14 protein-coding genes are annotated in these 13,343 nt (G+C 45.4%); 9 read left to right on the forward strand and 5 right to left on the reverse strand.

Annotated elements, in window-relative coordinates:
- Nucleotides 1-139: 139 nt before the first annotated feature.
- From hisF to hisB, 3 genes are read right to left on the reverse strand one after another with little or no spacing between them, the layout of a single operon-like run.
- Nucleotides 140-913, reverse strand: coding sequence for an imidazole glycerol phosphate synthase subunit HisF (hisF, locus tag LG368_RS04880; protein ID WP_226753610.1), 774 nt, complete (start codon nt 911-913; stop codon nt 140-142).
- A 22-nt stretch (nt 914-935) separates the two neighbouring features.
- Nucleotides 936-1,613, reverse strand: a complete 678-nt coding sequence (hisH, locus tag LG368_RS04885) for an imidazole glycerol phosphate synthase subunit HisH (RefSeq protein ID WP_226753611.1) — start codon at nt 1,611-1,613, stop codon at nt 936-938.
- A gap of 12 nt (nt 1,614-1,625) precedes the next feature.
- Complete coding sequence (gene hisB / locus LG368_RS04890; RefSeq protein WP_226753612.1) at nt 1,626-2,219, reverse strand: imidazoleglycerol-phosphate dehydratase HisB; 594 nt, start codon at nt 2,217-2,219, stop codon at nt 1,626-1,628.
- A 202-nt stretch (nt 2,220-2,421) separates the two neighbouring features.
- Between hisB and LG368_RS04895 the strand changes: the two genes are divergently transcribed.
- From LG368_RS04895 to LG368_RS04905, 3 genes are all read left to right on the forward strand, one after another.
- Nucleotides 2,422-4,674: an AsmA family protein gene (locus LG368_RS04895; protein WP_226753613.1), complete on the forward strand. Its 2,253-nt coding sequence runs from the start codon at nt 2,422-2,424 to the stop codon at nt 4,672-4,674.
- A gap of 69 nt (nt 4,675-4,743) precedes the next feature.
- Complete coding sequence (gene mutY, locus LG368_RS04900; protein WP_226753614.1) at nt 4,744-5,838, forward strand: A/G-specific adenine glycosylase; 1,095 nt, start codon at nt 4,744-4,746, stop codon at nt 5,836-5,838.
- Between the two features lie 112 nt (nt 5,839-5,950).
- On the forward strand, nt 5,951-6,235 hold the full coding sequence (locus LG368_RS04905) for an oxidative damage protection protein (RefSeq protein WP_226753615.1): 285 nt from the start codon (nt 5,951-5,953) through the stop codon (nt 6,233-6,235).
- Between the two features lie 103 nt (nt 6,236-6,338).
- Here the strand turns inward: LG368_RS04905 and LG368_RS04910 are convergent, their stop codons facing one another.
- Nucleotides 6,339-6,761, reverse strand: a complete 423-nt coding sequence (locus tag LG368_RS04910) for a flagellar basal body-associated FliL family protein (protein WP_226753616.1) — start codon at nt 6,759-6,761, stop codon at nt 6,339-6,341.
- A 151-nt stretch (nt 6,762-6,912) separates the two neighbouring features.
- On the opposite strand from LG368_RS04910, the gene LG368_RS04915 reads away from it, so the two are divergent.
- The 5 genes from LG368_RS04915 (at nt 6,913) to trmB (ending at nt 10,309) form a co-directional block, all read left to right on the forward strand.
- Nucleotides 6,913-7,416, forward strand: a complete 504-nt coding sequence (locus LG368_RS04915; RefSeq protein ID WP_226753617.1) for a disulfide bond formation protein B — start codon at nt 6,913-6,915, stop codon at nt 7,414-7,416.
- A 108-nt stretch (nt 7,417-7,524) separates the two neighbouring features.
- Complete coding sequence (gene rsd, locus LG368_RS04920; protein ID WP_226753618.1) at nt 7,525-7,995, forward strand: sigma D regulator; 471 nt, start codon at nt 7,525-7,527, stop codon at nt 7,993-7,995.
- The gene (locus LG368_RS04925) at nt 7,967-8,950 is read left to right on the forward strand and encodes a WD40 repeat domain-containing protein (RefSeq protein ID WP_226753619.1); all 984 of its coding nucleotides are present in this window, start codon (nt 7,967-7,969) and stop codon (nt 8,948-8,950) included. The genes rsd and LG368_RS04925 overlap by 29 nt, the downstream gene beginning before the upstream one ends.
- Before the next feature lie 70 nt (nt 8,951-9,020).
- Entirely contained in the window at nt 9,021-9,422 is a 402-nt protein-coding gene (locus LG368_RS04930; protein ID WP_226753620.1) for a DUF423 domain-containing protein, read from the forward strand.
- Between the two features lie 182 nt (nt 9,423-9,604).
- Nucleotides 9,605-10,309 (forward strand): tRNA (guanosine(46)-N7)-methyltransferase TrmB, encoded by a 705-nt coding sequence (trmB, locus tag LG368_RS04935; protein ID WP_226753643.1) that lies wholly within the window; start codon nt 9,605-9,607, stop codon nt 10,307-10,309.
- Nucleotides 10,310-10,458: 149 nt separating this feature from the next.
- On the opposite strand, the gene LG368_RS04940 is transcribed toward trmB, so the two are convergent.
- Entirely contained in the window at nt 10,459-10,857 is a 399-nt protein-coding gene (locus LG368_RS04940) for an H-NS histone family protein (protein WP_226753621.1), read from the reverse strand.
- A gap of 319 nt (nt 10,858-11,176) precedes the next feature.
- Here LG368_RS04940 and LG368_RS04945 point away from each other — a divergent pair, with 319 nt between their 5' ends.
- Complete coding sequence (locus tag LG368_RS04945) at nt 11,177-13,327, forward strand: Tex family protein (protein WP_226753622.1); 2,151 nt, start codon at nt 11,177-11,179, stop codon at nt 13,325-13,327.
- Nucleotides 13,328-13,343 lie beyond the last annotated feature (16 nt).

The following is a 13,343-nucleotide window of genomic DNA, read 5'->3' on the forward strand; positions in this document are numbered from 1 at the left end:
TAAAATATATCGCGCGAATTGTACTCGGCACAACTTGATAACAGCAAGCAAGCGATGTCGCGTGCACAAAATATGCAGACTTATCGGCCAGTACTCACGTAGACCGATAAGAGAGCAATAACTGTCTGTATGCCTGTTTTTACAGACGCATTTCTATACCCGCGTCAGTCATGCGCTGTTTTGCTTCGGCAATACTGTGTTCACCAAAGTGAAAAATGCTGGCCGCTAATACCGCATCTGCCTTACCTTCAATGACGCCGTCAACAAGATGGTCGAGGTTACCGACACCGCCCGAGGCAATGACCGGCACATGGACCGCTTCACTGATGGCGCGCGTGACGCCAAGGTCAAAGCCATTTTTCGTGCCATCACGGTCCATGCTGGTGAGCAGGATTTCACCGGCGCCGTATGCCACCATTTTCTTTGCCCATTCGACAGCGTCTAGCCCTGTTGGCTTACGACCACCATGGGTGAAAATTTCCCATTTATCAGGCTCGCCTTCAGCGCTGACTTTTTTCGCATCAATAGCAACAACGATGCATTGTGAGCCAAAGCGTTGTGCCGCTTCACGAACAAATTCAGGATTAAACACCGCCGCTGTGTTGATGCCCACCTTGTCGGCACCTGCATTGAGCATGCGACGAATGTCTTCACAAGTACGAATGCCGCCACCGACTGTTAAAGGGATGAATACTTGACTGGCAATGGCTTCAACCATATGAACCGTTGTTTCACGGTCATCAGAGCTGGCGGTGATGTCTAAAAAAGTAATCTCATCGGCGCCTTGTTCGTCGTAGCGTTTTGCGACTTCAACGGGGTCGCCGGCATCACGAATGTCTAAAAACTGCACGCCTTTGACGACTCGACCATTGTCCACATCAAGACAAGGAATAATACGTTTTGCTAAGCCCATTATATGGCTCCTGATCTAGTGGTTATGGCTTGCCATTCCAGTGAATGAAATTCTTGTATAACTGCAGACCATCTTTATGGCTTTTTTCTGGATGAAACTGCACCGCAAAGACGTTGTCGCGGGCCAGTGCCACACAAAATTCTAGGCCATAGTCACAGGTGCCGGCGACTTCGGCTTTGTTTTCCGGCACCACATAAAAGCTGTGGACAAAATAGAAGCGCGCATTGTCTGGAATGCCTGCCCATAAAGGATGGTTAAGAGTGTGTTTGACTTGGTTCCAGCCCATGTGTGGCACTTTTAATTTACTGCCGTCATGGTCTCTATGGTTATCACCAAAGAAAAGAGCGTTCCCAGCGAAATGATTCAAGCAGTCAACACCGCCATTTTCTTCGCTGTGTGACATCAATGATTGAATACCGACGCAAATTGCTAAAAACGGTTTCTCTTTCATGGCTTTACGAATGCTGGGCACCAAACCGGTGTTGTGCATTTCGCCAATGCAATCACGAATGGCCCCAACACCAGGCAATAAAACACGGTCTGCAGCATCAATCACAGCAGGGTCACTGGTCACGATCACTTTGGTGTATTCATCAGCAACGTGTTCAAGGGCTTTGGCCACTGAATGTAAATTCCCCATGCCGTAGTCAATAACGGCAACGGTTGACTGGTTTGTGTCAGATTCTGTGAGATTGGTCATAATTAGCGAGTCCTACAAGCAACCCTTCGTGGAAGGCATTTGCCCTACCATGCGTTCATCCACTTCTAATGCCATGCGTAAAGCGCGACCAAAGGCTTTAAATACAGTTTCAGCTTGGTGGTGCGTGTTTTTACCACGAAGATTGTCTAGGTGCAGCGTGACTTTTGCGTGGTTAATAAAGCCATGGAAAAATTCAGAGAATAAGTCCACATCAAAACCACCCACAGAGCCACGAGTGAAGGGCACGTGCATTTGTAAACCTGGACGACCAGAGAAATCAATCACCACACGAGACAAGGCTTCATCTAAGGGGACATAGGCATGACCGTAACGCTTGATGCCCTTTTTGTCGCCCACTGCAATTTCAAAGGCTTGGCCAAGTGTAATGCCTAAGTCTTCAACCGTGTGGTGAGCATCAATGTGAAGGTCGCCGACCGCGTGAATGTCGAGGTCAATCAAACCATGGCGCGATACCTGCTCCAACATGTGATCAAGAAAAGGTACACCTGTAACGCAGTTGAATTGACCGGTACCGTCTAGATTAATCGACACCTTGATCTGAGTTTCAAGCGTATTACGCTCGACACTGGCAATGCGATCTGACATTGGTTGAGTTCTCCACAATGAATAGGGCGAGTCGTTCGCCACGTATTATTTAAAATAAGGCCTCTATTATAGAACGAGGGCTTCTTTGCATCCATGCTTTGGTAAGGTGTTTTTTGATGAGTTCTCTCTATGGCATCGATAAAGGCCAAACTTGAGTGCTATGATAGATTGACAAGTTACTTATATTTTTGGGGTATATGGCATGGTATGGATAAAGCGTTTATTACTGATTATTGCAGGCGTCATTGCCTTGCTGGCGATGGCATTAGCGTACGTCATGGTGTTTGTAGACCCTAATGATTTCAAAGACGAACTAAAGACGATCGCGGCTGAAAAAGCGGATGTTACGTTACGCTTGGACGGTGATATCAGTTGGTCCTTTTTCCCTTGGTTAGGGTTAGAGCTTGAAGATATTGGCGTGGCGCTGGGGGCAGACGATGAGATTGTTCAATTTGATCGTGCAGAATTTGGCTTGGCGATTTTGCCGTTACTTGAGCAAAAAATACAGGTGGATAACGTCACCCTTGTTAACTTAAAGGCGAACCTGCAAAAAGATGCACAAGGCCGTGGTAACTGGGAAATGACCTCATCAAGCTCATCGGTGACAACCGAAGATGCGACAAGCACGACAGCGTCTTCAGCCTCCAGCCGTGAAAACCTCACATCAGAAGAGGCACCTTCTGCACTCAGCTTGCCTGACTTACAACTAGATACCTTAATCATCGAAAATGCACAGGTCAGTTACCGCGATGAGCAAGCGGATCAGCTTATCAATGCCACGCTGAACGTGACGTTAAGCGATGTGCAGTGGGATACTGCATGGCCTATGGTGATGGATATTGTTGTAACGCAAAGTGATCTACAAAAATCGTCTGTACTGACTGCCAAAGCGAGCTTAAATGCGAACCTTGCGGTGTTTCCCTCTCGTGAGGCCTTATCACTGGATTCTTTGGTGTTAAATGGTGAGGTTATGGGGGACGCACTGCCCGCTAGCCCGATCAACGCCAAATTCAGTGCAATGACGGTCGATGTAGACCTACCACAAGAAAATTTACTGGTCGATGGGCTGACTTTGAGCTCTCTAGGAGTCAACTTAGATGCCAAGCTTCAAGCTTATCAGATACTTAGTGCGCCACAGTTTTCAGCAGTTATGTCGATAGGTGAATTTAATCCAAGATACCTGCTGACTCGATTGAATATGGCCTTGCCTGATATGGCCGATGAAAGCGCCTTAACAAAAGCACGTGCGAACCTTACCTTTGAGGGGGATTTAAACACCATCACGGCTCAGCCAATTTCGCTCTTTATGGACGATACCAGTATCGAAGCAAATGCGGTGCTGGATTTGTCGCCATTACGTTGGGACGTCAGTGTGGCAGGGAAAAACCTTGACCTAGATCGTTACTTGCCAGCGCCTGTGGAAGAAAACGAAAACGCGTCAAAAGAAGCGGTAACCTCAGCTCAAATAGAGGCAAAAGTGGAAGAGCAAGCGCCGAGTGATCTCTTGCCTATTGACACCCTTCGTGATCTCAATGGCCACGTAGGTGTTGTGTTTGAAGACCTGACAGTGAAAAAACTGAAAATTGATAAAATTGAGCTGGATTCAACGCAGTTCCAAGGTTTAGTGGAAGTGTCGCCGTTACGGGCTTCTTTATACAAGGGCACCGTCTCTTCTCAAGCCAGCCTCGATGTTCGAGGTAAAACGCCAGTGTTGTCTCTTGTTCCCAATATCGACAACGTGCAAATTCAACCTTTGTTAGTGGATTTTATGGAGCTGGATAAAATTGCTGGGGCAACCTATCTCAATGGCGAACTGAATGCCACCGGCAACCGTATTGATGATCTGATGTCCTCTTTACAAGGTGATTTGTTGGTTGAGGTTCGTAACGGTGCGCTAGTGGGCGTTAATGTGACCAAAACCGTGTGTCAGGGCATTGCATCGGTACGTAATGAAAGCATTGATGAGAGTGCATTTGGCCCTGATACGCCTTTTGAAAGTCTGCGTTTTCCTGCCTACATTGTAGACGGTAAAATATCGACACCCGGTTTGGATATCCGCTCTGCTGGGGTGCAAATCACTGGTGATGGGGTAATTTCTTTGCCGGATTCTTCGCTGAACTACCAAGCAAACGTCGGTATCTCGGGGAGTGAGATGGACAATGCTTGTCGCGTAAATGAAAAATACGCCAGTCTTGCTTTTCCTATCGTATGTAAAGGGCAATTCAGCGATGACCCTGCTGGCTTGTGTGGCCCTGATTTAAAAGGCTTTGGTAAGCTGTTTGCTGATCTTGCGAAAGAGGAGCTAAAAGTAAAAGCCGAAGCGGAAAAAGCTCGAGCCAAAGCGAAACTAGAGGAAAAGCGTGTCGCTGAAGAAGCACGATTGAAGGAAAAATTTGAGGCAGAAAAAGAAAGAGCCAAAGAGAAGCTGAAAGAAAAACTTAAAGGCTTATTCTAGGCGTTCCCTTTATGGACGGCTTCATTACAGCGTCTAAACGTAAACAGAGCAAGGTAAATACGAGAAAAAATGACACCAGTTGAGAATTTTGCGCCCCGTGTGTTGGCGTGGTTTGACGAGCACGGGCGTAAAAGTCTGCCGTGGCAAGAAAATAAAACCCCTTATCGAGTATGGATTTCTGAAATCATGCTCCAACAAACTCAGGTGGCAACGGTCATTCCTTATTATCATAAGTTTATGGCATCGTTTCCAACCGTTGCCGCCTTGGCTGAGGCGGATCAGGAGTCGGTGTTGGCGCACTGGAGTGGGTTGGGGTATTACGCTCGTGCTCGCAATATGCACAAGGCGGCCAAAAAACTGGTGGACGAACTGGACAGTGAATTTCCCCAAAGTGTGGAAGGGGTGTGTGAGTTGCCTGGTATAGGGCGATCTACTGCAGCGGCTATTTTGTCTATTTCACGTGGTGTTCAGGCAGCCATTTTAGATGGCAATGTAAAGCGTGTGTTAGCGCGTTTTCATGCTGTGCCTACGTGGCCTGGCGAGAAGAAAACTGAAAACGCGATGTGGACACTTGCGGAGCATTATATGCCAAGCGAACGTTGCGGGGATTATACTCAAGCAATGATGGATCTTGGTGCGACACTTTGTACTCGCTCAAGGCCACAATGTCTATTATGCCCCTTGCAAATGGATTGCCAAGCACGACGGACGCAAGACCCAACACAGTTCCCTATTCGCAAACCGAAAAAAGCTGCGAAGCCAGAAAAAAGTTTGCAACTTTTGGTCATTACGAATCCAAATGGGCAGATTTTGTTAGAAAAACGTCCGCAAACCGGTATTTGGGGAGGGCTTTGGAGTTTACCGGAAGTCGCCAGTGATGAGTCTGTTATTTTGCATGTAGAGCAACGTTTTGCCGCACAAGTTGCTGCTGTCACGCCCTTGCCCTCTTTTCGTCATACTTTTAGTCACTATTATTTAGATATATCGCCCAGCGTATTGCAAATTAGCACAATGAACACAGTGGCTGAAAATAACAAATATCAATGGTTTCGAGCTGAAGAGGCCATGGCACAAGGTCTACCCGCACCTGTTAGAGCCATTTTAACGCAAGGTCAGCTGTTGGACGATTCCGCTTCAGCGCCTTTTGATAAAGCACTGTCATAGGTGTGCTTTGCTAGGGCGTCTTGATTTTTGCAGGATCAGCGCCATTGTTTAAGGTAAGTTTACGTTTTATTTTTAATGTTTATTTTTATTCTATTAGCAGCGAGTGATCTTTATGGCGAATACCGTTTTTTGTAAAAAATACCAGAAAGAGATGGAGGCGCTAGACCGTGCGCCTTTGCCAGGTGCGAAGGGCAAAGAAATTTTAACGAGTGTGTCGAAGCAGGCTTGGCAAGAGTGGCAGCTTTTACAGACCATGATGATCAATGAAAAGCAGCTTAACTTGATGCAGCCAGCATCACGTCAGTATGTCTTGGAGCAAATGGATAAATTCTTTAATAACGAAGAAACAGATAAGTTAGCGGGCTATGTAAGCCCCGATGATATCACTGAGCTGTAAGTTACTTATTTACTGTAATTAAAAAGCCCTGTGATTAAAAAGCCCTGTGATTTTTCTGTTGCGAAAAGTCACAGGGCTTTTTTATGGTAAACATCAACACTGACTACTGCGTGACAAAGCTAGAAAATAAGATGTCTGTGACCGGTGTTTGGCCTGTCTCTGCTTCTAACGCGTCATTTACCGCAGTCGCCGCATCGGCTCGAGTTTGTTCTCGTGCTATTGCGCCAGTTACCTGCTCACTTGTACGAGCGCTGAGGAACATCACTAGAGCGTCTCTAACCAAGGGCATATTCGCTTCGATAAGCGCTTTTTGGTTGATGTCTGTACGAATAGTAATGCCGGCCTTGATGTATCTTAAGCGGGCGTCATCGCTTTTATAGTTCACCACAAAATCGGGTGTCAGTTCAACATACGCTGTTGCAATGGGTGCGTCGTCTTCTGCGTAACCGCTAGTGCTTACAGCCCAGCAAAACAGTAATAAAGCAAGGGGACGAAGTGTATGACGTAAGGGGATCGTCAAAGACATACTGGATTCTCGTATTCGTTAAAATAGACAGTATACTAACTGCCATTAAAGCTGTCTGTCAGCAGTAATTTTGATTTTCCCGTTTTATTAACACGGGTGTTTTGATGTGGGTTTCTTACCTGTTTACTCATTAGTTTAGGAATAATACTGTATGTCTGTGCTTCTTTTTGCCCGTCGTTTTCATGGTGTTGTGGCTTTAGTGTCGTTTGTTTTATTGGCTGTGGCTTTTTATATGGAATACCAAATGGGGTTAGAGCCTTGCCCTTTGTGTATGTTGCAGCGTGTTGTGTTTTTCTGCGTTGGCGTGGTTTCTTTGATTTCTTTTCTTTTATCGAGCGATAGGCTGCGTAAGTGGTGCGCATGGAAGATAGCAGTACTGTCTGTTCTTGGTGCCGCCTTAGCGGTACGTCATTTATATTTACAAAACCTACCTGCTGATGAGCTGCCCGCTTGCTTACCCGGTTTGAGTTATATGTTTGAGGTGTTTCCTTGGCAGGAAATTGCCCAAGCGATGATCATGGGGACAGGAGAGTGTGGTGAAGTGGTCTGGCGCTTCTTGGGGTTAAGTATCCCCAGTTGGACACTTGTTGTATTCGTAGGGATGGCTGTGATTAATATTGTTGTGGCTATAAAAATAGGCAAAAAAACAGAGTGACTTCTAGGGGCTTACAAATCGCTTCTCGATACTGTCTTGCAGGGGATAACGTATCGGAATATGCTGTTGAAATGACGAAAAATAAATAGAGTATAAAGGGGTCAACGTATGTTAGAAGGTTGTAAAACAGCCCAAGAGCGATGGGGCGGAGTGCATGTGATTATTGACCGCTGGCTGGATCAGCGTCGACAGCTGGTAGAGATGTGGACATACCTGAGAGAACGTGGCGACTTTACCCCAACAGACACGCCGAGTATTCAACGTTTTTGTGAGCTTTTGGTGGACTATGTATCAGCAGGGCATTTCACTGTTTACGAGCAATTGGCATTGGAAGCGAAAGAGTTTCATGACGATGGAGCGGTTGTGTTGCTGAACACATTACTGCCTCTGGTGGATGAGTCGACGCAGATTGTGCTTGAGTTCCATGATAAATATGACACAAAGCAGCATTGTAACAGCCAACTTGAAGCCTTGCCCTTTTCTTTACAGGCACTCACTTTGGTGATGATGGAACGTTTCCAGTACGAGGATCAATTAATTGAAGAATTGCATGAAGCGCACAGCGAAGAAAGCGCTTAAGCTGAGTTTAGTAAGTGGTTGTGCACTGGCTTTATTCGCTTGTTCAGCAGAGAAACCGGTTCGTACCGCTCAATACGCTGTTCAAGGCGTATTTTCTGCCGTCTTAAGTGATGATGGTTCGGAGTCACTGGTAGGATCGGTTCAGCACGGGGGCAGTTTTTGGGCAAATGCCACCAACGAACGCCGCTATAACTGGAATCATGTCACAGGCGAATACACTGCATTAGCTGGGGTTGATATCGATCCTAGTGGTGAATACGCCGCAACAGGAGGGGCACGAACTCTAGCCTTATGGAACACATCCAATGGTCAATCAGAGGAGTTCTGGACAACACCAGGTGATATTCAGTCGTTAAAACTGACACAAAATGGTGATCAAGCCTTAATTGGACTCAATGATCAGACCGCGCGTTTTTTTGATATCAAACAGGGTGGTATTCTCCAAACCTTGCGGACAGGGGCGACGGTTCGAGCGGTGGATGTGACGCCAGATGGTTCGATCGGGATTACCGGTGATGATACTTCGACAGTGACCTTGTGGGATCTGCAAACGGGTGAAAAAAAGTACCAATGGTCACTGAATAATCAAATTGCCAGTGTGGCCTTATCGTCAGATGGGCGATACGCCTTTGGGGCAGCGCAACTGGGGAATGCTAAAATTTGGTCAACCAGTACTGGGCGAGAAGTCACCAGTATTGATACAGGAGCTCTAAAATATCGACAGGTGACGATCAGTCAGGCTGTGTTTTCCAGTAACAGTCGTAATTTGTTGATTGGTGAAGTGAGTAGCCAAGTGTCTTTGGTGCAAGTGGCGACGGGTGAGGTACAAAACACATGGCGCCTTTATACACCTAAGGGTCGCCCTAGTGGTGCCAGTGTATTGGCATTGGCTTTTGCTCCTGGAAACCGTTACTACGCGATTGGCAGTAATGGCTATATGAATGTTCTACAATAGTTTGGATGTTTTTGGGCGTTAGATTTATTGTGGACAACACAATGTACTTTTTAGGAATGAATGTATTGTTATGTCGGATTCAAACACAATAGTGTCATCGTTTCGATCAAAATGGGGCACTGCATTTGCCTTACAAGCCGCGCTTTCGGTTGCTGCTGGCGCGTTTGGTGCACATGGTTTAAAAGCAATATTAGACACACAAGCTCTTGAGTGGTGGCAGACTGGTAGCCAATACCTTATGTATCATGCACTTGCAGGGCTTATTGCCGTGGGTCTGTCTGCTTTTTTACCACGCCTACAATGGGTTCTGGTATTCTTCAGCCTCGGTAATCTACTGTTTGCTGGCAGTCTTTATACAATGGCATTGACCGGTTACACCTTGTTAGGTGCCGTTACTCCCTTAGGTGGTGTTTGCTATTTATCTGCCTGGTGCCTTTTAGCGCTTAAGTGCTGGCGTTATACACCTGAGTGATCATCGGCTTTTCGTTTTAAAGAAGCGCAAATTCAGATAATAAGTGCACTGCTTATGAGTGCAGGACACTTCGTGCTTTTTCAGTTAATATTGCCCACCAAATTTATCGTGAATGTGCGGTGTCTTAAAATAAGACCCATTAAATGCATTTAAACAGAACACATCAAAGTGATACGGAACCCATGCAAGAGCAGAATACAGAAACACCAGATACCACTAAGAAGCGCACCATTCGCAGTTTTGTTGTACGCGGCGGGCGTATGACAGAAGGTCAACAGAAGAATTACGATGCTAACTGGGCGATTTATGGCTTAAACCTAGAAGAGGGTCGGATAGATTATACGCAGGTGTTTGGCCGTGAGTCCGATGTTGTATTGGAGGTGGGTTTTGGTATGGGGGCGTCTCTCGTTGAAATGGCGAAAAATGCACCAGAGAAAGACTTTATCGGCATAGAAGTTCACCCACCTGGTGTGGCGAAACTGATGATGCTGGCAAAAGAAGAGGGTGTGACCAATATTCGTGTGTATTGTGATGATGCGATCGAAGTTATGGCACAATGCTTACCTCAGAAAACGGCTAGCGCCTTTCAGCTGTTTTTCCCCGATCCATGGCACAAAAAGAAGCACAATAAGCGTCGTATTGTACAACCTCTTTTTGCTCAACAAGTTGCTAACGTCCTTAAGGAGGGAGGGTATTTCCACATGGCGACCGACTGGCAGCCCTATGCGGAACACATGATGGAAGTGATGGAAGAGCAAGAAAACTACACCAATGCCGCAGGTAAGGGCGAGTATCACCCAAGACCTGAATGGCGCCCTCTGACCAAATTTGAACAACGTGGTGAACGTCTTGGTCACGGTGTATGGGATTTGATTTATAAAGTATAAGGCGAAGGTTTCGCTATAAAAAGAGTGGAGTATTTACGGATTGCAGTAGGTTAAAAACGTCACCTTATATTAAAAGATGCTCTAGATATAAGAAATAAAAAAAGCGACTTAAAAAGTCGCTTTTTTTTTCATTTAACTAAGTTGCAGAATTATTTGATTTCTACACTTTCACGGCTGTTGCCAGCATCAAAGTATTGTTGGAATACTTTTGGTGTACGACCGCGGCCAGTCCATTCAAATGTTTCACCATCAACCGTTAGGCGGTATTTTGGTTCTACGATTTTGCCTTTTGTTGCGCCCGCTTTTGGTGTGGTGAGTTCCGCCACTTCTTCCATGGTTAAGCCGCTTTCAGCAATAAGAGAAGCAATTTTTTCAGCACGAGCCGATTTAAGTGCCAGTTCAGCGTTACGCGCTTCTTCTTCCTCTTTTACTTTTTCAAGTGCATTGGTAAAACCTGCGATAAGGTTTTCAAGTTGTGCAACGTTTAGCTCTTTTGCGGCGGCACGTGCTTTCGCTTTATTACCGGCTAGTTCTAATAATAAACTCATTGTTGTCCCCTAGTTATTTGTTCAAAACAGTGTTAGTTGATTTTGGACTGAAGAAGAGGTCCGTCTTTCAGGTTCAGTAGCCTGTGATACTATCATCGCATTATACTATTTACTAAAAGCGGACAAGGAAGCATTTTTGCCGCATTAGATCGCTTTTAACGTGGTTACTTTTAGATAATACGAAATAATGATCCGCCACATTTTTATGATAATGGGCTTGATTTCAAATCAGTCCTCGGATTCTAATTTAAAGTAAAAGAATATGCTAATAAAATTAAGTGTTACACCTGCTAGAAAAGTGTAAATAATAGGGTAATAAATGAAGATAATCTCCGACAATCTAAGTACAGAGTTTTCTATTTCAAAAAAGTATACAAATAATATTGTTCAATTATTCGAGGAGGGAGCAACGGTTCCCTTCATTGCCCGTTATCGAAAAGAAAATACGGGCGGGATGAGTGACATGGATTTAAGACGATTTTATGATCGTTGGCAATATTTGGTTGAATTAGAAAAGCGTAAAGAGAGTATTTTATTACTGCTGGCTGAGACAACTGCCTCTGATGTGATTAAAAATAAGATACGTCATGCAACAACAAAGAATGAATTAGAAGACCTTTATGCTCCCTTTAAAAAGACACGAAAGACGAGAGCAGACGAGGCAAGAGCACTTGGCTTAGAGCCCTTGGCAGCACTGGTCTGGTCTGGGCAATGTGCAGACACACCAAACGCTTTACAGGCTTGGTGCCAACGGCATTTAAAAGCCTCGATTGCTGCAAATGTTGCAGTAGAAGGTGTGATTGACATTATTAGTGAGGCCGTCGCGAACGACAGCGAGTTACTAAAAAGAGGGCGGGAGGATTTATTAACATCGGGTCTATTAACCAGTCGTGTTATGCGAGGGAAAAAAGAGTTAGGTGAGAAATTTAGAGACTACTTTGATTACCAAGAAAGGCTAAATAAAGTACCCTCCCACCGTCTATTGGCTCTTTTTCGTGGCAAAAAAGAAAGCATTTTAAAGTTGGGTGTTACTTTAAAAGACGAGGATGTATTTCCAGCAAGCTTAGTATCCGGTCATTTAAATGCCTTATTTGATCCTTCTCAACCGACTAAGACACCGCTTACCAGAGTCCAATATCGCTATTTAAACTTAGCTTGGCAAAAAAAGGTATTTCCCAAACTGGAAACCGATGTGCTGGCACAATTAAAAGACCGAGCTGAAGAGGGCGCTATTCACGTTTTCTCTGAAAACCTGCAGGATTTATTGATGGCTGCACCGGCTGGCGCCCATTGTGTATTAGGATTAGACCCAGGTTTTCGTAATGGCGTTAAATTGGCGGTTATTGATCCGCAGGGCAATGTTTTAGATCACGGTGTTATTTATCCGCATAGCCCTCAAAATCGCATTCAAGAAGCACAGACGAGTTTATTGTCTTTGATTAAAAGCCATCAGGTCACTTGGTTGGCGATTGGTAACGGAACCGCTTCTAGAGAAACGGAGACCTTTGTAAATACATTGATTAAAGAACATTCATTAGAATGTCGAGCCGCCATTGTAAATGAGGCGGGTGCATCGGTATATTCTGCTTCGCCAACGGCAATTGAAGAGTTTCCTGATTTAGATGTGACGATTCGTGGTGCGGTTTCCATTGCTCGGCGTTTTCAAGATCCACTGGCTGAATTGGTGAAAATAGACCCCCAGGCGATTGGTGTAGGGCAATATCAACACGATGTTAAAGCTTCGAATCTAGCAAAAAGCCTGGCAAACGTTGTAGAAGATTGTGTTAACCGTGTTGGGGTGGACATTAATTTAGCCTCTGTGTCTTTGTTGTCTTATGTTTCTGGACTGACCACACGGTTGGCTCAGAATATCGTGTTGTACCGACAACAAAAAGGACGCATAGAATCCCGTGCTGAGCTGTTAAAAATTAAAGGCATTGGCGACAAATGTTTTGAACAGTGTGCGGGTTTTCTACGCATACAGAAAGGCAAAGAAGTGTTAGACCAGTCGGGCGTTCACCCTGAGTCTTATCCCTTGGTCAGGAAAATGGCGGCTCAGCTTTCATTAAAGGTGGAGGTGCTGTTGAACAACCCTTCTGCTCTGCAGTCGCTCACGGCTTCAGCCGCTCCAGATGACTTTACTTACCGTGATATCTTAGTGGAGTTGGCCAAACCAGGCCGAGATCCAAGGCCAGAGTTTCGTTACGCTGCGTTTGATCAAAATGTACACACCTTGGAGGATCTGCAGGAGGGCATGGCATTAGAAGGTGTCGTGACCAATGTTGCTGCTTTCGGTGCTTTTGTGGATCTAGGCGTCCATCAAGATGGGCTTATCCATATATCACAATTGGCCAACCGCTTTGTAAAAGACCCAAGAGACTTTGTTCGTGTCGGTCAGGTGGTGAATGTGACGGTGTTAGAGGTGGATGTGCCGCGCAAACGTATTGCTCTAAAAGCCAATGGCCTATAAAAGCGCCACTTTACAA

Source organism: Marinomonas algarum, assembly GCF_020532605.1.
Taxonomy (GTDB): Bacteria; Pseudomonadota; Gammaproteobacteria; order Pseudomonadales; family Marinomonadaceae; genus Marinomonas; species Marinomonas algarum.

Coding starts and splice junctions, on each gene's coding strand:
- hisF (WP_226753610.1), bottom strand. CDS start 913: ATGGGCTTAGCAAAACGTATTATTCCTTGTCTTGATGTGGACAATGGT.
- hisH (WP_226753611.1), bottom strand. CDS start 1,613: ATGACCAATCTCACAGAATCTGACACAAACCAGTCAACCGTTGCCGTT.
- hisB (WP_226753612.1), bottom strand. CDS start 2,219: ATGTCAGATCGCATTGCCAGTGTCGAGCGTAATACGCTTGAAACTCAG.
- LG368_RS04895 (WP_226753613.1), top strand. CDS start 2,422: ATGGTATGGATAAAGCGTTTATTACTGATTATTGCAGGCGTCATTGCC.
- mutY (WP_226753614.1), top strand. CDS start 4,744: ATGACACCAGTTGAGAATTTTGCGCCCCGTGTGTTGGCGTGGTTTGAC.
- LG368_RS04905 (WP_226753615.1), top strand. CDS start 5,951: ATGGCGAATACCGTTTTTTGTAAAAAATACCAGAAAGAGATGGAGGCG.
- LG368_RS04910 (WP_226753616.1), bottom strand. CDS start 6,761: ATGTCTTTGACGATCCCCTTACGTCATACACTTCGTCCCCTTGCTTTA.
- LG368_RS04915 (WP_226753617.1), top strand. CDS start 6,913: ATGTCTGTGCTTCTTTTTGCCCGTCGTTTTCATGGTGTTGTGGCTTTA.
- rsd (WP_226753618.1), top strand. CDS start 7,525: ATGTTAGAAGGTTGTAAAACAGCCCAAGAGCGATGGGGCGGAGTGCAT.
- LG368_RS04925 (WP_226753619.1), top strand. CDS start 7,967: ATGAAGCGCACAGCGAAGAAAGCGCTTAAGCTGAGTTTAGTAAGTGGT.
- LG368_RS04930 (WP_226753620.1), top strand. CDS start 9,021: ATGTCGGATTCAAACACAATAGTGTCATCGTTTCGATCAAAATGGGGC.
- trmB (WP_226753643.1), top strand. CDS start 9,605: ATGCAAGAGCAGAATACAGAAACACCAGATACCACTAAGAAGCGCACC.
- LG368_RS04940 (WP_226753621.1), bottom strand. CDS start 10,857: ATGAGTTTATTATTAGAACTAGCCGGTAATAAAGCGAAAGCACGTGCC.
- LG368_RS04945 (WP_226753622.1), top strand. CDS start 11,177: ATGAAGATAATCTCCGACAATCTAAGTACAGAGTTTTCTATTTCAAAA.